The organism is Bdellovibrio sp. BCCA, assembly GCF_037996825.1.
GTDB lineage: Bacteria > Bdellovibrionota > Bdellovibrionia > Bdellovibrionales > Bdellovibrionaceae > Bdellovibrio.
The window spans coordinates 3,766,400-3,787,874 of sequence record NZ_JBBNAC010000001.1 but is presented as its reverse complement, the minus strand read 5'-3'; the positions used below and the strand labels follow the sequence as shown (position 1 = coordinate 3,787,874).

17 protein-coding genes are annotated in these 21,475 nt (G+C 44.2%); 13 read left to right on the top strand and 4 right to left on the bottom strand.

Annotation, left to right across the window (positions count from 1 at the left end):
- Positions 1-12: 12 nt before the first annotated feature.
- On the bottom strand, positions 13-1,557 hold the full coding sequence (locus tag AAAA78_RS18360; RefSeq protein WP_340593597.1) for a glycoside hydrolase family 3 protein: 1,545 nt from the start codon (positions 1,555-1,557) through the stop codon (positions 13-15).
- A 180-nt stretch (positions 1,558-1,737) separates the two neighbouring features.
- Between AAAA78_RS18360 and AAAA78_RS18355 the strand changes: the two genes are divergently transcribed.
- Positions 1,738-2,499: a hypothetical protein gene (locus AAAA78_RS18355; protein ID WP_340593595.1), complete on the top strand. Its 762-nt coding sequence runs from the start codon at positions 1,738-1,740 to the stop codon at positions 2,497-2,499.
- 58 nt (positions 2,500-2,557) lie between these two features.
- On the opposite strand, the gene mfd is transcribed toward AAAA78_RS18355, so the two are convergent.
- Positions 2,558-6,100 carry a transcription-repair coupling factor gene (mfd, locus tag AAAA78_RS18350; protein WP_340593594.1) on the bottom strand — a complete coding sequence of 1,181 codons (3,543 nt, stop codon included), beginning with the start codon at positions 6,098-6,100 and terminating at the stop codon, positions 2,558-2,560.
- Between the two features lie 99 nt (positions 6,101-6,199).
- Between mfd and AAAA78_RS18345 the strand changes: the two genes are divergently transcribed.
- From AAAA78_RS18345 to AAAA78_RS18300, 10 genes are all read left to right on the top strand, one after another.
- Complete coding sequence (locus tag AAAA78_RS18345; protein WP_340593592.1) at positions 6,200-6,568, top strand: NADH-quinone oxidoreductase subunit A; 369 nt, start codon at positions 6,200-6,202, stop codon at positions 6,566-6,568.
- 10 nt (positions 6,569-6,578) lie between these two features.
- A complete protein-coding gene (locus AAAA78_RS18340) occupies positions 6,579-7,730 on the top strand; it encodes a complex I subunit 1/NuoH family protein (RefSeq protein WP_340593590.1) in 1,152 nt (383 codons plus the stop codon).
- A 10-nt stretch (positions 7,731-7,740) separates the two neighbouring features.
- Positions 7,741-8,277 (top strand): NADH-quinone oxidoreductase subunit J, encoded by a 537-nt coding sequence (locus AAAA78_RS18335; RefSeq protein WP_340593588.1) that lies wholly within the window; start codon positions 7,741-7,743, stop codon positions 8,275-8,277.
- Complete coding sequence (nuoK, locus tag AAAA78_RS18330) at positions 8,267-8,590, top strand: NADH-quinone oxidoreductase subunit NuoK (protein ID WP_295904275.1); 324 nt, start codon at positions 8,267-8,269, stop codon at positions 8,588-8,590. Before AAAA78_RS18335 ends, nuoK begins: the two co-directional genes overlap by 11 nt.
- Before the next feature lie 28 nt (positions 8,591-8,618).
- Positions 8,619-10,532, top strand: coding sequence for an NADH-quinone oxidoreductase subunit L (nuoL, locus tag AAAA78_RS18325; RefSeq protein WP_445292008.1), 1,914 nt, complete (start codon positions 8,619-8,621; stop codon positions 10,530-10,532).
- Between the two features lie 3 nt (positions 10,533-10,535).
- Positions 10,536-12,089: a complex I subunit 4 family protein gene (locus AAAA78_RS18320; RefSeq protein WP_340593585.1), complete on the top strand. Its 1,554-nt coding sequence runs from the start codon at positions 10,536-10,538 to the stop codon at positions 12,087-12,089.
- A complete protein-coding gene (locus tag AAAA78_RS18315; RefSeq protein WP_340593584.1) occupies positions 12,089-13,549 on the top strand; it encodes an NADH-quinone oxidoreductase subunit N in 1,461 nt (486 codons plus the stop codon). Before AAAA78_RS18320 ends, AAAA78_RS18315 begins: the two co-directional genes overlap by 1 nt.
- Positions 13,550-13,695: 146 nt before the next feature.
- Positions 13,696-14,610: an AAA family ATPase gene (locus AAAA78_RS18310; RefSeq protein WP_340593583.1), complete on the top strand. Its 915-nt coding sequence runs from the start codon at positions 13,696-13,698 to the stop codon at positions 14,608-14,610.
- Complete coding sequence (locus AAAA78_RS18305) at positions 14,546-15,358, top strand: DUF58 domain-containing protein (protein ID WP_340593581.1); 813 nt, start codon at positions 14,546-14,548, stop codon at positions 15,356-15,358. Before AAAA78_RS18310 ends, AAAA78_RS18305 begins: the two co-directional genes overlap by 65 nt.
- Positions 15,355-17,280: a transglutaminase TgpA family protein gene (locus AAAA78_RS18300; protein WP_340593580.1), complete on the top strand. Its 1,926-nt coding sequence runs from the start codon at positions 15,355-15,357 to the stop codon at positions 17,278-17,280. Before AAAA78_RS18305 ends, AAAA78_RS18300 begins: the two co-directional genes overlap by 4 nt.
- Before the next feature lie 44 nt (positions 17,281-17,324).
- Here AAAA78_RS18300 and AAAA78_RS18295 read toward each other — a convergent pair whose 3' ends face one another.
- Entirely contained in the window at positions 17,325-18,524 is a 1,200-nt protein-coding gene (locus tag AAAA78_RS18295; protein ID WP_295901838.1) for a patatin-like phospholipase family protein, read from the bottom strand.
- Between the two features lie 363 nt (positions 18,525-18,887).
- Here AAAA78_RS18295 and AAAA78_RS18290 point away from each other — a divergent pair, with 363 nt between their 5' ends.
- Together AAAA78_RS18290 and AAAA78_RS18285 are read left to right on the top strand one after the other, a co-directional pair.
- Positions 18,888-19,310, top strand: a complete 423-nt coding sequence (locus tag AAAA78_RS18290) for a hypothetical protein (protein WP_340593579.1) — start codon at positions 18,888-18,890, stop codon at positions 19,308-19,310.
- Positions 19,311-19,392: 82 nt separating this feature from the next.
- Positions 19,393-20,013 carry a L,D-transpeptidase gene (locus tag AAAA78_RS18285; protein WP_340593578.1) on the top strand — a complete coding sequence of 207 codons (621 nt, stop codon included), beginning with the start codon at positions 19,393-19,395 and terminating at the stop codon, positions 20,011-20,013.
- Between the two features lie 28 nt (positions 20,014-20,041).
- Here AAAA78_RS18285 and AAAA78_RS18280 read toward each other — a convergent pair whose 3' ends face one another.
- The gene (locus AAAA78_RS18280; RefSeq protein ID WP_340593577.1) at positions 20,042-21,421 is read right to left on the bottom strand and encodes an HD domain-containing phosphohydrolase; all 1,380 of its coding nucleotides are present in this window, start codon (positions 21,419-21,421) and stop codon (positions 20,042-20,044) included.
- Positions 21,422-21,475 lie beyond the last annotated feature (54 nt).

Genomic DNA, 21,475 nt, shown 5'->3' with positions numbered 1-21,475 from the left:
TATTTTTATAATCTATTGAAGAAAAGCGTAAGAATTGGAAGAGTCGTTGAGGATTTCTTCAAGATGTTGGGCGATCTTTTTTCCTGAATCGGCATGATTGAAATACAACTGAATCACTCGTAGATAGCCTTTTTGTTGAGGCATCAAACGAGGAGCACCTAAGTTTACGACGATTAAATTCTTCTTTTCTTGAGCAGGTAGGGATCTTAGCAGTGCCGCTGTTTTTGGACCTGTGATGGCGGCAACGGTGAGAGTGCAATTTTTCTCACGCATCCATTCTTGAACTTGTCCTTTGTCGAAAGTGCCTGTCAGTAATTTCGCATCGACGTGTTTATTCGAAGATTTTTTAAATGAATCGATGAAAGCTTTTGAAGGAGCTGCGACACAAACACGACTGATTGAAGAGGGTTTACGCTTTTTCGTTTCCTTCCCAGGAAGAGATTTTGGCAAAAGATTTGTTTTTAAGTTTTGATCTAAAATATTGGATTCAAGTTCACTGTAATCTTTTGATGTGAGTCTTGGACCTTGCAAAAGAGACAGCTGTTTTGGATCGCGGCGATAAAGATTGGCGAAAGCTTTTACAGTAAGAATGCGGTGAAGCTTTTGATTCAATTCACTTTGTGAAAGCTCGCCTTTTTGTACGGCGCTTTTTACAAATTCAAAGGCTCTTCCCTGATCGGCAAAAGACCACGTGAGCATCACGATATCGGCTCCAGCCTGAAGAGCGCGCAGGGCCGCCACTTCCGGTCTTAGAAGTTGTTTTGATCCCTGCATTTGTAAGTCATCAGTGACGACAAGGCCTTTGTATTTTAATTCTCCACGTAAAAGTTCTGTGGATATCTTTTTGGAAAAACTCGCAGGCTCGCGAGTATGATCTAGCGCGGGATAGATCAAGTGGGAAAGCATCACGGCCACGCGGTCTCCCAATGAAGAATATGCTTCGTAAGGTTTTAAATCTTTTGCTTTCAGTGATTCAAGTGATGAGGTGTTTTGAACAACACTGACATGTGGATCGGCTTTTAAGTTTCCAGTTCCTGGAAAATGTTTTGCTGTAGGAATCACGCGGGCTTTGAGAAGTCCCTTTGAATATGCAACACCAAGCTCTCCAACCAAATGAGGATCTGCACCGAAAGATCTAACACCAATAAAACTTGTGCCCAGAGGATCTGTGACATCCAACACGGGTGCGAGATTCATGTTAAAGCCTACTTCGCGCAAAAAAAGACCTGTTTGATAACCCATTTCTTCTGCGAGAAGCGGCGACTGCGTTTGCCCCAATGCTAAAGCATTCGGCGGAGCTGGCGTAATAGGAAGACGAGAGACCGAGCCGCCTTCTTGATCGATGGCAATCAATGGTGGAAGTTTTGTGTGCTTATAGCTCGTACGGTAAAGCGCAAGGTTCAGGTCACGGATCTGCTCACCAGAAGAAATATTTCTTTTAAACAACAAAAAAGAACCAGGCTTGTAGTCAGCAATAAATTTTTCTAAGTCAGGCGAGATGTTCTTTTGGGGAAAGCCCACGATAAAAAGTTGTCCGACTTTTTCTTCCAAGGTCATGTTGGCAATTTTTTGGTCGATAATTTGCGGGAGGTTGGTCGGGGCAGCTAGCACAAGGTGGGGAAAAACAAATATCAGGAGAGTTATGCTCAAAATCTTAAGAATTTCCCTGATATAATTGCTCATATTGGTAGAATATCATTCGGCCCTTTGCGGGGTAGACGAGATTTGAGAGACAGCATGAAATTGCACCAAAGTCTTAAATCAAAAGTTTGTATTGTTTTAGTGAGCCTGTGTTGCTCGTGCGCTTTTGCGCAAGACGAAGACACAGAGGGCATGGTGGCTGTTCCGCCAGAGCAAACACCTCTTGTCGAAGTTCAAGTTCGTCAGGATAATTTGGCTCCCTATAAAGAGCGCAGGGAAGATCACGGAATATATTTCGGTCTCGACTATGAAGGCCTTGATCTAAAAAACTATATCTCCACTTTAGATAACAAATCTTATGAAGAGCTTTTTGGAACAGACCCTGTTCCTCTTATTCATTTGAGTTTGGACTACAAATACAACTTCATGCTGGGCTCACTGGCATTGGGCGTGGATTTCGGTAAAGGAAGTATTTCGGATAATGTCAGTGGCAGTGATCGCACACTAGATATAACCAAATACGGTGTTGGACTGAAATACACTATGGACATGCTTTTTAACGAACCGTATGTCGCTCCCTATGTAGGAATTAATTTCTGGCAAATGGGAATTTCAGAGTCGTCACCGACAGATTCTTTTTCCGCTACGACCCAAATGGGTTACAACTACACGATTGGATTCTTACTCCAGTTAGATTGGCTCGATTACGACACGGCTAAAAACACAACGTTCAATTGGGGCCTTGAGAATACTTTCATCGACGTCTACGCCACTCAATACGCTAAAACAAGTGCGGAAGACGATCCCAATACAGAGACAGATTTCCTGTACGGCGCAGGCCTTCGCTTAGAGTTCTAGAAGGTACGCCGTACCTTTTTGTATTGCGGTGTAGCCAGAAAAAAGAAGCAGGCACCTTTTAGATAAGTTTCAGGAGTTGTTCTAGCTCATCGTGGACTGCCGACCAGGTGATGTTGCTGAGTTTGATGTTTAGGCGATTGTCTGGTGTAAGAGAGTATTTTTTGCTTTCACGAACTGCCAGTTGAATCACAGTTTCTGGTTTTAATTTTGTTTTTTCTGTAAAGATCAACGAGATGGATTTTACTCCGGCGCTGATGTCGCGGACACCGAGTTCTTTACACTGGCGACGGATGAGCATGAGTCCCATCAAGTTCACAGTTGGTTCTGGAATTGGACCGAACTGATCGCGCAACTCTTCTTCGATACGATCTAAGTCATCTGCCGAGGTGATATCTGCCAAAGCTTTGTAATAACTTAAACGAATACGAATATCGGCGATGTAGCTATCAGGAATCATCGCAGGGATTCTTAAGTTGATTTCCGGATCGAGATCCATGTCTTCTACTTTTTCACCCTTAGCTTCCGCTAAAGCTTCGTTGAGAAGATCCATGTACAATTCATAACCAACAGAGTTGATATGACCTGATTGTTCTTCACCTAGAATATTTCCGGCACCGCGAAGTTCAAGATCGTATTGAGCAATTTTAATTCCGCTACCCAGTGCTGTGTTTTCTTGAATGATCTTCAAACGCTCTTGTTGTTCTTTGTCGAGCTTGCGACTTCTTGGCATCATCAAATAGCAATATGCGCGAGTCTTGCTTCGACCCACGCGTCCCCGCAATTGATAAAGCTGTGAAAGTCCAAACATGTGAGCAGAATCAATGAACATGGTATTTGCACGAGGGACATCCATTCCGGATTCTACAATGGCTGTACAAACTAGAACGTCAATTTCGTGATGGAAGAACGCGAGCATAGTTTTTTCGAGTTCATGTTCTTCCATTTGCCCGTGACCGACACGGATGCGGGCTTCGGGAACGATACTGCGAATCTCATCGACCAATCCATAAATGGACTCAATACGATTGTGGATAAAGTAAACTTGTCCACCGCGAGAAATTTCAGCCGTGATCGCTTTACGAATTGTTTCTTCATCAAACTTCGTAACGAAAGTTCTTGTTGGAAGACGATCGACGGGAGCCGTATTGATAAGACTCAAATCTCGAATTCCCACAAGAGCCATGTTTAAAGTTCTTGGAATGGGTGTCGCAGATAAAGTCAGCGTATCAACGCTTGTTTTAAGCTTTTTAATTTTCTCTTTATGAGTAACTCCGAACTTTTGTTCTTCGTCGACAATCAAAAGACCTAAATCTTTATACTGAATTGAAGAGCCTAAAAGTTTATGAGTGCCGACGATGATATCGACTTTTCCGTCTTTAAGATCTTGCAGAGTCTTTTTCACTTCAGACGGAGTGACAAAACGGTTTAAGACACGAATATCAACAGGCCAACCTTCAAAACGTTTTTTCAAAGTTTCAAAGTGCTGGAAAGTTAAAACGGTTGTCGGAGCAAGAAGGGCGACTTGTTTTTTTGCCTGAACGGCAAAGAACGCTGCACGCATCGCCACCTCAGTTTTTCCGAAACCCACGTCACCACAAACCAAACGATCCATAGGTTTTGTCGATTTAAGATCCGACAAAATATCATTGATCGCGCGCATTTGATCTTCAGTTTCTTCGTAAGGGAAACTGTTTTCAAAAAGTTGAATCTCTTCTTCTTTAAAAACAAACGGGGGTCTGTGCATCTCGGCGCGCTTTGCATAAAGCGCCAGAAGATCGGCCGCGATATCACGAACGTGGGCTTTGACTTTAGCTTTGGTTTTTTCCCAAGCCGTGCCGCCAAGTTTATCAAGAATAGTTGTGGTGGCAGCTCCCGAAAATTTTTGAAGCTGTCCCACGCGATAAACGGGTAGATAAAGTTTATCTTTATCTTTATAGCCAACCTGAATGTATTCAGACTCAACACCACCGATGTTCATGATCTTAAGTCCCTCGTACTGACCCACGCCATGTTTGACGTGAGCAACGAGATCCCCAGGTTTTAAGTCACCGAAGGCTAATCGCTTTGCTTGTTTTTGAAAGTCTTGAGCACCTGAAGATTCACGCGAGCGCTGTTTTTTTCCATAGAAGTCTTCGTCGCGAAGAAAAATAACTTTCTCTTCATCCAGACGAAGGCTTTCAGAAAGATAATGAGGAATGACGTGAACTAAATGCGGATCGCCATCTTGCTCCATCAGCCAAGAATCCCAACGGTATTCATCTTCCGCAGGGCGCGCGACTTTCAACCCCAGTTTATCGAAAACAAGTTTCAATCTTTCAATGTGTGATTGATTTTTAGTTCCGATAAAAATTCTGTAGCCGTCGTCTTTCCACTTGTGAAGTTTGTTCGTTGCAGCCTGCAACCACAATTCAGAACCCACAGGATTTGTAAGGCTTAAATTCGTAAAATCCTGAGTGAGGAATGTGCGGTACTCAACTTGTGCATTTTCAGAACTTTCCTCTTCCAGATATTCCAAAGACGAAAAATAAATTTGGCGAGAGTTTTGTGGAAAAGAAAGCTTCTCAAATGGCGAATAGAGTAAATCTAAATCAGGGCGAATAACGTGAGTTTCGCTTGTCGCAAGATCTGCTTTAAACTCAGCCCACGTTTCATCCGCGCACCGGGAAATTTCAACCGGATCTAGGAACCATAAATTCACGGCTCCCGAAAAATGATCAGCAGGACTTGAAAGCTCGCCGTAAAAATACGGAAGCAAAAATTCAATTCCAGGAAATGAATTTTTTAAAACCAAAGAACGAAGCATCTCTTCAGCGTCCGCTTTATCAACAGGGCGACCTTCTAAAGTTTCACGAACTCGCTGTAAAAGTCTTTCGTGATTTTCATCGCGGAAAAGAATCTCGCGCGCAGGAGTTAATACAAATGAGGTCAACTCATCCGTGCTTCGTTGATCTGAAATACTAAAGTAACGAATGGATTCAATCTGATCACCGAACAAATCCAGACGCACCGGCTGATCTTCCGTCGGCGGAAAAATATCGACGATTCCTCCGCGCAAGGCGTACTGACCTTTATCCTCCACCATCGGAGCTGACACATAACCAAGAGAATTTAAAAACTCCGCGATGTCTTCTGGAAGTTCGTCAGCGGGCTTCAATGTTCGCGAATAATCCTTCAGGATTTTCATCGGCAAGGTTTTCTGCATCAGCGCGTCAGAAGGAGATATGAAGATTTCTCCGGCTTTGGCCGACTGAGCTTTCGCGAGAAATTGAATTCGATCCGAAGCAACTCTCGAGTTTGGATAAAGACCCGAGTAAGGAGAAACATCAAAAGGAGGCAGAATATGTGCTTGACGAGATGGGTCGAAGAACTCAATCAACTGCTGAAGTTTGTTCGCATCTTGCAGACTTCCAACAATAACTAAGTGCGGCAAGCTGTTGATTTTTTTAGAGTAAGTCTGCGACAAAAAGTAAGCAAGCGCGAGCGGAGAAGAAGCTCCGGTCACTTGAATCTTTCCGCGAGTTGTTTCAAAGGCTCTTTCCAGGATGGTTTCAAGCCTTGTGTGAGTCATTTCCGCTTTCATGAAGTGGAATGATCTTGCCACGCTTATCGCCTTGTTTCCATTCATATTTCTTGGATTTCAGTGACGACGCATATATAACTAATTGAAATCCAAATAATAACGACAACTTTGGAGGGTCTAGTGCCACTCGGTGGAGTCATATTCATCGTCATTTTCATTGCTCTTTTTGGAGCTTTTTTACTGTGGGTTGCAAGCAAAACTGGCGGCAAAGCCATCTATCATCCCATCAAATACGAACCGTACGAGTGCGGTATTCCTGCTCTTGATAAGAAAGATACAAAAGTATCAGTGAAGTATTACCTCACTGCCATTCTTTTCATTCTTTTCGATATTGAGATCATCTTCATGTATCCGTGGGCAATTTCTTTCCGCGAATTTATCTCCACGGGTGCGGGTGCGTTTGTGTTTATCTCGATGATGGTTTTCATCGCGGTCTTCATCTTCGGACTTTTCTGGGAAGTAAAATCAAAAGCATTGGAATGGGACTAGATCAATGGGCATGGGTAAAGATATTTTCGAGATAACCGTTAACGGTTTAAAACTTGTCATCATCTTTTTGATGATGGTTCAAGCAGTTCCTATTCTTGTATGGCTTGAGCGTCGTGGATCTGCCTTCATCCAAAATCGTTTGGGACCAAACCGCGTTGGACCTTTGGGTTTAATGCAGCTTTTGGCCGATGCGGTGAAATTCTTGACGAAAGAAAACTTCGTTCCTGATACAGCAAAACCATTGTTGTACTACGCAGCTCCGGTGTTTGCGTTGATTCCAGGTGCGGTGGCTTTCTCTGCAATTCCAATGTCGACACCAATTCAAGTGGGCACGTTTGAAATGTTCGGCACGACTTGGGGTCCATACTCTTTCCTAGTTCAAGGTTACGATATCGGTGTTGGTATCGTTTTCATCTTGGGTGTTTCTTCTTTGGCTGCTTACACATTGTTGATGGCGGGTTGGGGATCAGGAAATAAGTATTCTTTGATGGGTGCTCTTCGCGCTTCAGCGCAAACGATCTCTTACGAGTTGGCGCTGGGTCTTTCAATCGTTGGCGTGATCATGCTTTACGGAACGTTTGATTTGACAGCGATGACGATAGCTCAACAAGGTCCTTTGACTTTTTCGTTCATGGGTTACACGGTTTCTTCTCCGTACATCCCGAACTGGGGTATCTTCTATCAACCTCTTGCAGCTTTGTTGTTCTTTACAACGACATTCGCAGAATCCAACCGTTTGCCATTCGACTTGGCAGAGGGTGAGTCTGAGCTTGTTGCCGGTTTCCACACAGAGTACGGCGGCTTTAAGTTCAACATGTTCTTCATCGGTGAATACGGTCACATGATGATTGCATCGGGCTTGATGGCTTTGTTCTTCTTTGGTGGTTACAGCATTCCTTATGTTTCTGTAGCGCAAGTTCAAGAGTGGGCAGCATCTGTGACTTCTTCGCCTTCATGGGCAAGTGCTTTGGTCGCTCTGATTCACTTCTTGGTGTTTAACATCAAGTTTGCATTCTTCCTTTGGGTGTTCATCTGGGTTCGTTGGACTCTTCCACGTTTCCGTTACGATCAGCTGATGGATTTTGGTTGGAAGACACTTCTTCCATGGGCGTTGGGAAACACTATTTTAACAGCGCTTATCATCTACATCGCATCTTTGTGAGGAGTTTAACGTGACAGCAGATGCTTTTCTATTTTGGTTTCTAGCGATCGTCACTCTGGTCAGCGGCCTGAGTGTGATCCTTATGTCGAACCCGATCTACTCGGCTCTTTGCTTGGCAATGACGATGGTGGGTGTGTCGGCTTTGTTTGTAACTTTAAACGCTTACTTTATCGCCGGTGTTCAGTTGATTGTTTACGCCGGAGCGGTCATGGTCCTCTTCGTTATGGTGATCATGCTCTTTGACTTAAAGAAAGATCTTCAAGCGTTTACGCGCGGTAAGTTCACAGGAGCTGTGAAAATTGCCTCTGTCGGACTTCTTGCGGGACTTGTTGTTGGTGCGATTGCGATGTCAGTCGGTCTTTTGACTGAAAAAACGACGGACAATCCAGTGACAACGGGAACAGGAATGGAAGCGACGAAACAGTTGGGCCATATCTTGTTCACAAAATATATCTTCGGATTTGAAGCTTTGGGCGTTTTGCTTCTTGTAATCGCTGTCGGAGCTGTTGCCCTTGCGCGCAGTAAAGGTGGAACACATGAACACTGAGATCATCAACAACATTGGTCTGACTCACTATTTGGTTTTGGCAGCTCTTTTGTTCGTCACGGGAATGGCCGGAGTTCTTCTTCGCCGTAACGTGATCGTTCTTTTGATGTCGATTGAATTGATGTTGAACTCTGTGAACTTAACGTTCGTAGCATTCAGCAAATTCTTGGGTCTTTTAGATGGACACATCATGGTGTTTTTCGTCATGACAATCGCTGCGGCGGAAGCGGCAGTAGGTTTGGCTTTGGCGGTGTCGATCTTTAAACGATTCAACGAAGTTAACATCCGCTTCTTTGAGCACTTGAAAGGATAAGGGAACAGCCGTGACTCACTCTCTTTTAATGGCCCTTTTGATCCTCGCTCCGTTTGTAGGTTTCCTTATCAACGGAACTCGTTATAAAAAACATTCTGCCAACGTGGCAGGTGTGATTGCTACAGTCGCTATCGCAATCTCTTTCATCAGCTCAATTTTGTTGGTGTTGGATCTTGTCGCGATGCCTGAAGAGACTCGCAGAATTGCCGTGAGCTTCTTTGAATGGATGGCGGTTGATAAGTTTAAAATCAACGCGGGATTTGTGATCGATCAAATCAGCGCGATCATGATCTTGGTTGTGACAGGTGTGGGTACTTTGATCCACTTGTTCTCAATCGGTTACATGCACCACGATAAAGGTGCCGCGAAATACTTCGCTTACCTGAATCTTTTCATCTTCAACATGTTGTTGCTTGTTCTTGGTGACAGCTTGCTTGTGATGTTTGTGGGTTGGGAAGGCGTTGGTCTTTGCTCTTACTTGTTGATCGGTTTCTGGTTTACAGACAAAGAAAAAGCAGCAGCAGGTATGAAAGCCTTCATCACGAATCGTATCGGGGATGCGGCTTTCCTTCTTGGTATGTTTGTTCTTTTCATCACATTCGGAACTTTGAACTTCCACGAGTTGAATGCTTTAGCACCAACAGTGGCTGAGTCTTCTTGGTTGGGTGCGGTGACTTTGGGAACATTGTTCTTGTTCATCGGTGCCACTGGTAAATCTGCACAGATTCCATTGTACGTTTGGCTTCCAGACGCGATGGCCGGTCCAACACCAGTTTCCGCGTTGATCCATGCGGCAACGATGGTGACTGCCGGTGTTTACATGATCGTCCGTCTGAATCCGTTGTTTATCATGGCTCCTAACACAATGATGGTGATTGCCGTTATTGGCGCGGCGACAGCGGTTTTTGCGGCGACAATCGGTATGACCCAATGGGACATCAAAAAAGTTTTGGCTTACTCTACAGTGTCACAACTTGGTTACATGTTCCTTGCTTGCGGAGTTGGTGCTTTCGGAGCAGCGATGTTCCACTTGATGACTCACGCTTTCTTTAAAGCGTTGATGTTCTTGGGATCTGGTTCTGTGATCCATGCAATGCACGAAGAACAAGATATTCGTAAGATGGGCGGACTTAAAAAGTATATGCCGATTACGCACATCACGTTCCTTCTTGGTTGGCTCGCGATCATCGGTATGCCTCCATTTGCGGGTTTCTTCTCTAAGGATGAAATCTTGGCTTACGCCTTCAACTCACCAATGGGTTCTCCAGTGTTGTGGGCTGCGGGTGCTTTGGGTGCGACTTTGACGGCGTTCTATATGACTCGTTTGATGGCTTTGACTTTCTGGGGTAAAAGCCGCGTTCCGAAAGAAGTTCATCCTCATGAATCTCCGGCGTTGATGACGATTCCTTTGATCGTTCTTGCGGTTCTTTCTGTGATCGGTGGGTGGATTGGTATTCCGCACGTGATCGGTGAAGGTTTGGGACATATTCCAAACGTGTGGGAGCACTGGTTGCACCCACTTATTTCTCCGATCCCTGGATGGCAGCCGATTGAGCACACGACTGAATGGACTTTGATGGGCGTGTCAGTTGGATTGGCTTTGATCTCTGCGATCGTGGCTTATCAGTTCTATGTGAAATCTCCGGAAACTCCGAAGAAAATCGCAGCGAGCATCAAGCCTGTTTACAACCTTGTGTATAACAAATACTTCGTTGATGAAGCGTACTTTGGTTTCATTATCAATCCGCTTGTGAACATCAGTAAAAACACTTGGTACTATATTGATGTGAACTTCATCGACAAGATGACTTATTGGGCCGGAGACCTTGCGCGTGGCATGGGTTCAATGGTTCGTTCTATCCAAACCGGCAATATGCAACAGTACGCGATGTACATCGGCATCGGTGTTGTTGTCGCTCTTTCATTTGTGATCATGAGGTAATGTATGATCCTGAGTAGCATTGTTTTTCTACCTCTTTTGTTCGCTCTGATCGTAGCAGTATGGCCTAAATCCAATACGATTCGTCACTTGGCTTTAGGTCTTTCTGTGATCGAATTCCTTGTGAGCTTAGTGCTTCTGCAAAGATTCAATCCAAGTTCTGCAGGACTTCAAATGGTTGAGAAGTTCATGTGGATCGAGAGATTCGGCATTCAATACTTCATGGGTATTGACGGGATTTCTTTGTGGCTGGTTCTTCTGACAACGTTCTTAACTCCGATCATTATCTTGGCGAGTTGGACGGCGATCACTGAGCGCGTAAAAGGTTTCCACGTTGCTTTGTTCATTTTGCAAACAGCGATGCTTGGAACTTTCCTGGCGATGGATGCGATCTTCTTCTACGTCTTCTGGGAACTTTCTCTTGTACCGATGTACTTCATGGTCGGTATTTGGGGTGGAGCTCGCAGACTTTATGCGACAGTTAAGTTCTTCATCTATACGATGGCAGGTTCCGTGTTGATGCTCGTTGCGATCATCTACATGATGTACCTCACTCAAGAAGCGACTGGTCACATGAGCGCAAGTCTTTTGGACTTCTATCAATTGAAGATTCCATTTGTTGGCGGAACATTCTTCAGCCTTCAAACTTTGTTGTTCTTTGCGTTTGCTTTGGCATTCTCTGTGAAAGTTCCGGTATTCCCACTTCACACTTGGTTGCCTGATGCCCACGTTGAAGCACCAACTCCAGGCTCTGTGATTCTGGCTGGTGTGATGTTGAAGATGGGTACTTACGGTTTCATGCGCTGGGTTCTTCCTTTGTTCCCAGAGGCTTCTGAATACTGGGCGTGGTTGTTTATGCTGATCGGTGTTGTGGGTATCATCTACGGCGCTTTGGTTGCGATGGTTCAACCGGATGTGAAAAAACTTGTGGCGTACTCTTCTGTATCGCACATGGGTTACATCTTGTTGGGTCTTTTTGCTTTCAACGCTTACGGTATGTCAGGTGGTTTGTACCAAATGTTGAACCACGGTATTTCAACGGGCGCTCTGTTCATCTTAATCGGTATGATTTACGAAAGAACACACTCTCGTGAAATTGCGAAGTACGGTGGTTTGGCAAGTGTGTTGCCACTGTTCACGATCTTCTTCTTTATCGTGACTCTTTCTTCTATCGCGGTTCCATTGACGAACGGATTTGTAGGGGAGTTCTTCATCCTTCTTGGAACTTACCAAGCTCAGCCAGTATTCGCGTACTTCGCGGTAACGGGTGTGGTTCTTGGTGCAGTTTACATGTTGTGGATGTTTAAACGTGTGTTCTTCGGTGAAAAAGGGGAGCTTGTGAAAGACGAGCATCATCCGCTTCATGATTTGAATGCGCGTGAAATCGCGGTTCTTGTTCCGATGGTTATTATGGTGTTCTGGATGGGTCTATTCCCGAACCACTTCTTGAATTACTCCAAGGCTAGTATTGATTACTTGGTGAACAACAGAAGTAACTACAACCTGACAATTGTTCAGCCTGGCGATGCCTCGACTCAGCAAGCGCAAGGAGGTAACTAATGAATACAGCTATTGGTCTTAGTGACATTCTTCTGATTTCGCCAATGATTGCGTTATTTTTGGCGAGTATCATTCCCATCACAGCGAAAGTTTTGCGCGGAAATCGTGAACAACATCCTGTGATCACTTTGTCTCAAGGTTTGATCGGTATCGTGGTTGCAATTGGTTTGCTTGTCGTCTTTGGTGGCGCAGGTAAAACGGCTTTCAACGGCGGATTGATCTTTGACGGTGTGACTCAGTGGATGGGCGTGATTGCTCTTGGTGCTGCTGGTGCTGCGATGATCATGATGTATGAAAATCCATCAACGACAGGAAAGCAGTTTTCTGAACTGGTGTTCTTGGCTCTCAGCTCTGCGATTGGGATGTTGATCCTTGTTTCAGCAGTGGATCTTTTGATGGTATTCATTGGTCTTGAGTTGATGTCTTTGGCATTGTACTTGATGATCGCAATGAGCCACGAAGAAAAACTTTCTAAAGAAGCGGCGTTGAAATACTTCGTTCTTGGATCTTTTGCTTCGGCTGTCTTCTTGTACGGTGTGGCTTTCATTTTTGGATCTACGGGTGGAACAAACATCCTTGGCTTCATGGAAAACGCAGCGGAACTTGTGCAAACGTCTCGTTTGTTCTTGTTCGGTATCACGTTTGTGATCTTGGGCTTCTGCTTTAAGGTTTCAATCGCTCCATTCCATGCATGGACTCCAGACGTTTACCAAGGAGCTCCTACTCCGCACTCTGCTTTCATGGCGACAGCGGTTAAGACAGTTTCTTTTGCAGCTTTCTTGCGCGTGATTGCAACGAAGTCTTTGACGGGTTCTGATCACTTGTTTGATATCTTGCAATGGTTGGCCGTGATCACAATGATCGTGGGTAATACCGCAGCGATCATTCAAAATAACTTTAAACGTATGATTGCTTATTCTTCTGTAGCGCACTCTGGATACCTTTTAATCGGTATCATCACTGCGGGCGTGAGCGATAACGGTGCTTTTGGTGCTTCTGGCGTGATCTTCTATTTGTTGAGCTACGCTTTGATGACTTTGGGGGCGTTTGCAATTGCGAGCATGCTTGAAAGATCTGAAAACCACATCGTGAATATCGATGATCTTGCGGGCTTCGCGAAACAAAGACCGATGTTGGCGTTGTGCCTAACAGTGTTCTTGTTGTCACTTGCGGGTATCCCACCAACATTGGGATTCTTCGGTAAATTCTACTTGTTCAACGCCGCTGTCGGCGAAGGTCTTTTGTGGCTCGCTGTATGGGGTATGGTGAGCTCTGTGATCGGCGTTTACTACTACCTAAGACCGATCGTTGTGATGTACATGAAAGAGGGCAACGCAGAAGTCGCTGGCCACTCTTTGAATGCTACAACTGTCACTGCAGTTGTGATGGCTCTAGCGATTGTTGCGATGGGATTTGTATCAGGCCCTATCTTTGCAGCGGTAGAGAAAAGTTTGTTCTAAGATTTAAATTCTTAGTCACAAAAAAACAAAAGCCTTGGGATTTCCCAGGGCTTTTTTATTCTAATGAGCGACACATGCTGGGCTTTCATCGGGCCTGAGAGATTATAACTGGTTCGTAAACTCGTGAGACATTATTCTTAGTGAGCATGAATCAAAAGTTTCACGAACTCATCTCTGAAGCGTCGAAAGTTGTTCTGGATAAGAATGTGGAAATCCGTTTAGCGATCACTTGTCTGCTCGCTGGTGGAAATCTTTTGATTGAAGATTTGCCGGGAGTGGGGAAGACCACTTTGGTGCAAGTTCTTGGAAAACTTTTAGGTCTTAAAACTCGTCGTATTCAATTCACGATTGATCTTCTTCCGGCTGATGTCATCGGCGGACAAGTGTTTCATCCGCAAGAACATAAATTTGTTTTTCATGAGGGACCACTGTTTTCACAACTTGTTATGGCCGATGAATTAAATCGCGCGAGTCCTCGCACGCAGAGTGCTTTGCTTCAAGCAATGGAAGAAGGCGAAGTATCTGTCGATGGAAATACGTGGGCGCTACCTCGTCCTTTCTATGTGATTGCGACACAGAATCCGCATCAGCAGATGGGAACTTTTCCATTACCTGAAAGTCAGCTTGATCGTTTTCTAATGAGTTTGGAATTGCATCACGCTTCAAAAGAAACCGAAGTGCGTATTTTGCAAGGTGAAGATCCACGTCATCTTTTGCAAAACGTGAAAGCACTTTTTTCTGAGAATGAAATTTCAGAAGCTCTTTTGCAAGTTCAAAAAGTCCAAGTTTCACAAACTGTTGCGAACTATATCGCGGACCTTTTAGAGAAATCTCGTCGCGCAGGATTCGAAGGGACACCTCTTTCTACTCGTGCGGGAATGGCTCTGGTAAAAGCGGCCAAAGCTTGGGCCTTCATGGAGGGTCGCAACTATGTGCGCCCTGAAGATGTTCAACAAATTTTAGTTCCTGTATTAGGTCACCGTCTGGGAGGAAATCATGGCATCAAGCGAGGCCGTGAATGGGCAGGGGCTTTACAAAAAAGTACGCCAGTTCCTGTCTAGGAAAAGAACGAGAACTTATATTGTTCCAAGTGCTTTTGGTTTCGCTTTCGGAGCCATGGCGCTGGTATTATTCTTTTTAGCCGTCGGTTACGCGAATAATCTTATTTACATCTTTGTCTTCTTTCTAATTTCTGTCGCTCTTACCAGCGTACTTATTACGAATAAAAATGTGGATGGAGTTGAAATAGAAAACATTTACGGAGAAAATCTATTTGCAGAAGAAAGAAGCGCGCTAGTCGTCCATTTAAAGAACCATTTCACGGCACCAGCTTGGAATCTTGTTGTCTTCTTTGAGAAAACAGAAGAGCGAGCGGAGCTTTCTTCACTAAACCCTGCCTCTTTGGTTTACCCTGCAAAAAAAGGGGATCCTCAGTTTCCGCAAAAATCTTACGGTTCCGAAGATCTCAAAAATTCAGGTTTGTTTCGCGATCACCGGGAATATCAAAGCTCAGACTCCACGATGCGCATTGATTGGCGGGCGAGCGCAAGACGACAGGAACTGTTGGTAAAAAACTTTGAAGAGATGGAAAAGCCTTCATTGAGATTTTCGTGGGAACAGACTTCGCACCTTACAGATTTTGAATCGCGCATCTCGCAACTTTGTCTTTGGATAGATGAAGCTGAAAAACGAGGACATGCCTACTCTTTGGATCTAAATAATATTAAGACACCTCTTGAGCGTGGACCTTCACACTGGAAAACATGTCTTGAGTCTCTGGCGATTTTAAATTCCGGAGATGTGTCGTGATAAGAAAATTCTATTCGCAAAAAGCCCTGGCAGCATCTTTTGTCACAGCGATGGCGATGGTGGCTCTTGAGGTCTCAACATGGATTGCGATATTTAGTTTTGTCATGCTCTTTTGGAAGTGGGGCGTAGAGAATTTAAATTGGAAGCCACTTTCAAGAAAAGTCACAGGCGCACTGAGTATTTTACTTCTTGTACAAACATTGATTCAGTTCCGCACACTCATTGGACAAGAACCGTCTTATACATTCTTACTGGCGCTTTCAGCATTAAGGATTATGGATTATGAAACTGAAAGAGATCACAAATTCGTGGTTCTTTTGGGATTCGTTTTAATCTCGGTAAAATCTCTTTTCACTCTTGATATCTATTGGATTTTTCCCTCAGCGCTCGCCTTCGGAGGACTGTGGTATTCACTTTTACCTTCGGGACTTCCAGCAAGGTCAAAGGCGCTGTTAAAAATATTTGTACTCTCTATTCCTTTAGCAGTGATCCTCTTCTTCGTCTTTCCGCGTTTTGTTTTACCATGGGCCATGTCGCGCGGAGGATCTCCTTATGGAGAAATTGGATTCACAGATGAAATCAATCCAGGCAGAGTTGCAGAGCTTGCCGCAAATCCCGCCGTTGCATTTAGGGCAAAGATTTCGGATTTGCCGCTAAAGAAATCGTCGGATCTTTATTGGCGGGGATCTGTTTTAACATCTTCTCGCGGATTAAGCTGGAGACCCGGAAGACCTATTCTTCAAACACATGAAGAAAGAAAAACTGAAAAGGAATACACATATGAAGTTGCGATGGAGCCTACATCGCAGACGTTCTTGTTTGTTTTGGATGGAACGAAAAATGTCCAACTTGAATCCAATACAGTTCTGCCTCTTCATCAATCTATCTTTAGAGCTTCACGTCCGATTTCAAAGCCATCGGTCTATCGCGCAATTTGGGCGGAGGCTGGAATAAATAAAGAATTTCCAGATGAAGAATTTCTTAAAGCACCTCCGGTGCAAGGCCGCGTATCCGAATGGGTTGAAAATATAAAAAAGAAAAACCTAAGCGAAGAAGATCGTCTTAAAGAAATTCAAAAACTTTTCGCAGAGAGTGGATTCGTTTACACGTTAAGCCCTGGAATTTACGGACCCAATGACTTAGAAAAATTCCTTTTTGAAAGAAAACGAGGATTCTGCGAACACTTCGCGGGAGCTTATGCAACTTTAGCAAGATCCCTAGGTATTCCTTCACGAGTTGTCGTGGGCTATCAAGGCGGCAGATACAATCCGCTCGGGGATTTTTGGAAGATTGCCCAAAAAGACGCTCATGCGTGGGTTGAGGTTTATACAAATAAAACCTGGAACCGAATAGATCCAACAATGTGGGTGGCACCATTAAGAATCATTATCGGAGCTGAAGAGTTCTTCGGCCTTTCGGAAGAAGATCAAAGAGCTTTCGCAAGATCCATTGATTGGCGTCCTCCGGCGAAAGAACAATTTCTTTTGTGGGACGAAGTAAGCTTTTGGGTTGAAGACTTGAACTACCGATGGACTTACTTCCTCATCGACTTCGATAAATCTTCTCAACAAAGTCTTTGGAAAAGTTTTACGGAATATAAAGCAGGTCTGTCGTTCGCTCTTTCCATCGTTCTTGTTCTCTTTGTTTTTATTTTCCGCAGTCTTTTTAAGCAGAAAGGTTTATTAACGGAAGAACAAGTTCTAATGCATGCAGTGGAAGCATGGGCCCAGAATCAGAATTTTCCGCGAGAGCTTTCTGAGCCACCTTTAAGTTTCCTTGAGCGCCTGAAAAAAGAGTTTCCTCAAGACAAAGATATACTCAGCCGCATAGCTCATTTCTATGACCAAAAAATTTATGCGCGAATGAGCCCGGAAGAAGACGCGAAAAAATTATTGCAGTTTTGGCGAGCCAACCATCGCTAAAAAATAATAACGCAGCGTAGACCCAAAAAAGAAGCAGGCACCTTTTAGATGTCGAACTGGCGGAGGGCGTTGATGCCGGATTTGAATCCGATACGTACGATGCGCGCTAGGATTTCGGGATTTAAGCTGAAGTGATCTACGAAGAACATTTCGTAATTTTGAGGGCGTGGAGAGATGTAAATGTAATCTACTTCTGGACGGTAGTTTACGCGATTGCGAATGATTTCAAGCAGTTTATCACGATGCTCTGGAGGCAAGTTCATCTGTTTGAAGTAACCATCCACCGCATTGTAGATGCCGCGAATGTCGTTTTTGTACTGAATATGACGAGTGATCTTTTGCTGAACCACTTGGTAAAGAGCTTGGTTGGCGATGAGCGGAATTCCGTAGTCATGCAGCGAACCCATCTCTTTGGTGTAGTGGTAAGGCTGAATCGAGTAAGAAGAAATAACTAAATCAGCTCCATAGTCGGCCGCGACGTGAGTTGAAAGAGTGTCGCGGATTTCTCCGTCATAATAGAAAATCTCTTTTCCATCAGGGCGAGTGATTCCGTAAGGCGCAAAAACTGGCGGCAAAGAAGTTGAACAAGCAACTGCGTCGCTGATGGTCGCATAGTTGATGTACTTCGTGCTTTCGTTTTTATAAGACTCTGGAAAATTCCCGAAGATGGCCTTGCGGGTATGATTCAACTGTGTGCCGATAATAAAAAGTCCCACACCCAAACGAGCAAAGTCGTTATCAAGCAGGACCTCTTTACGTAGATAACTTTCAATTCCCTTGGTTGAGAAAAGACCGTTGAGCTTCAAACCGTTTTTCAAAAGCGATTCAAGACCTCCGGTGACCAAAGCTTTTTCCATCAAAGTGCGAGGAATGAACTTCAAAAGACCACTTGAATTGAGGTTGAAAATATCGCGATAAGATATCGGCTTTAAATAGCGGAGATCCGATTTATCAAAAGTAGGTGTGGTTCCTGAACCGATTTGAAAAGCGTTGATCAAAGACTCAACGGAGTAGCCGGCAGCAAGAATCGATGCGACGAAAGCTCCGGCACTGGAACCTACGTACAAACGGATCGTAAAAGGATCATCGTCCTTAAAGTTCTGACGCACCATCTCTTTGGTTCCGCCAGCAAACTTAAATCCTTTTTCTTGTAAAGCTAAGCAAACCCCAATGTGAAAAGCCGCAGCTTTAATGCCGCCACCGCTCAATACTAGGGCCACTTTTTTCTTATCACGAATCCGCATATTGATACCTCTAGTATCGGACTTTCATCGCAAAGGAGCAAAGAATTCTTTCAACCCTAAGAAAATCCATGACTTAGGGTTGCGTAGTCAGACCAAGGTCCAGTGAATAGGCAGCATTTGACACATGATTAACCAGATCAAGGTCCTGAATTTCCTTGAATTTGAATAACTACTCACACAAACTTTGACAGACCGAAGTCGTGTGATAATGTTGGATACGCAGGCTGAGTAGGGCTGACCACCTTCCCGAAAAGACTGAATGTTTAGCACTCCGGCGTTGCCGGAGTAGAGGATTTAATGAACGTAGAGCAAGTTGGTTCTTGGTTACCGCTAACGGACTATTCCACTAAGTACAAAATTAGTGTGAGTACACTCCGCCGTAGAATCAAAGCTGACGACATTAAGTTCCGATTTGAAGACGGCAAGTACTTCATCATGGACGAACCGATGGGTACCCATCAACGAGTACATCGCCCCTCCCAAGAAAGCGAAAGCGCCTTGGTGGGTGCTCATCATGGAATGATGAAAGGTAACGACACTATGTCAGCATCTTCAAAAGACGAAATGAAGGCTCAGGACCTAGACAAAGCCATGAAGGCAAATAAGGATGAGCCCATTTTGACTGCCGCCAACAAACTTCTGAACGAACTCAAAAAAGCCTACACACAAATCCTTCAGGAAAAAGAAGAGCAAATCTTCCAATTGAAGGATGAAGTCACGGACCTAAAAACATTGGTCCGTGTTCTTGAATCCGAGAACGAACGTCTTAAAGGCTTCAAACAGTAGAGCAGCGCGTTTCTTACGATATCTTCATTGCCAAAAGTTAATGCAACCGATATTTGACCCCTGACATGAAGGGGGTTCAGTCATGAAATCATTTGCAGCAGCGCTTTTCCTCGTTTTGGCCACAGCGTTTTCAGCTCACGCACAAACTCAAACAGTTGAGACATCCGACAACGTGATGGATGAACTTAATCCTTTTGATCCAAACATCGAACAGACTTTGGAAAACTTGGACAAAATCTATCAAGAGGAAACGGGATCTTCTCCGTTCATTGAAAACCTTTTGCAACCATTCGGGAAAGGCTGTTTCCGCGCGGCGTGCCCAGTGTGGGTGCAAGTCTCTAGATCAAGACAAGAACTTTATCTTCACTTGAATGGTGTACATTCAGCGACATGGAAAGTTTCAACAGGTGCTCCAGGTCACGGAACTCCTGACTTTGATACAAATCCAAACGGCCGTATTTACGATAAATATTCTTCAACAAAATATCCAGGTGGAGACTACAAAGGTTTGGGTAACATGCCTTACGCAGTTTTCATCAGCGGTGGATTTGCCATTCACGGAACGGCAGAGAGCAACTGGAAAAAACTAGGCTCACGCGCTTCTCATGGATGCATCCGTGTTCATCCTGATAATGCTTATTACTTTAATCGCCTTGTAAGACAGCAGGGCATCTACAACGTATGGATCACGGTTCACGAATAAAGGAACAGGGAGCGATAAGCTCCCTTTTTTATACAACGATAACATCATCGTTACGAACCTTCGGCTTCAAGAATCTCGACATTTTCATTAAAAAACCAACCGAATAATTGCCAGTTTCGTTGGTGATCGTCTGAGCAAGTTGAGCTTTCACGGTTTCAATGTTGGGGCGAGCTTCACCCATGCGCACTTGTGTTCGCGTATCCAAATCCCAACAAAGACGAACAAGCATCGCCGCTTCCGTTAATTTATCTGAGCGAGGTTTATTAGGAAAACCTTTTTGATCCACGCGCTCATGACTTTGCAGAATAATATCTTTAATACTTTCTGTTAGAGGAAGTTTTCGCGAAAGGCATTGGTTTAAACTATAGATAGGATGCTTCTGATACTCCATTCGCTCTTCGGCATTCATGTCCGCATAATGATTATTTCGAATCTTTTGGGTCGTTGAAGGGCTTAGATCTAAATACCCAACGTCAGAAAGCAAAGCTCCAATCATGATTTCTTTGGCATCTCCGGTTTTTGATTCTGAACTTAAAAGACCTGCGTACGCTGCAATTGCGGGAGCCCTCTCGACAGAACCGAAATCACCAATGGCAGAATTGCTAATCACGATCCAAGGATCTCCTATGTGAACCAGAGACTCTAAAAGATCGCCGGCGAATTTTTGGCAAATATCGTAAAGATCTTTTCCTTGCGCGAAAGAAGCACCCGAACTTTGATCCGTCACCAGAAGTATAAGATTTAAAAAAGACTGGTTGAGTTGTAAAAACTTAAGGCGACATTTCCGAATCAGACTGTCATTGTCTTCGGCACTAAAACTATTTGTGTATTCAACCCATGCATCTAAATCTGTGCGCCGCAAATAGAGTTCGCCAATCTCTTTATACTTTTCCAAAAAATCGCGGCGAATGGTGTTTCCTGGTTTTCCGACTTTCAAAAACTTTTTATTGATTGGCATCAAATAATATAACGGAAACGGGGGTTCGGTTCCTTCAATCAGATCCACAGTTTTAATCGGAATGTAGGCGGATCTGATCACTTGGCTTAAAATAAATTCCAGCTTGCTTGAAGAGACATACTCATTTTCCATCATCACCAGCGAAGCGCCGGATGTTTTTATAACTCGCGCATCCTCCGCCTGAAGTTTTGAACTTGCGATCGCCAAAATATAACTGTCAGGCGCACCTTGCCTTGCAACTTGCACAAGACCTGCGATTTCGTTGGGTTTCGTCAGATGACTGCAATCTAGCAACACACAAGTGATAGCTTTATATGTCTCTGACTTCGTAAAAAAATCATCATCACTTTCAAAAGATTGAAACTCGAAATCAAAAACGCGGGCGCTGTTTTCGGCACGCCGACGAAACTTTTCCTGAGGAGACACAATGGCTAAATCTAAAACTCGCATAGATCAACACCTCGGCATTGATCGTACTCTTCAAGATTTGGTCAAAGTAAGGCC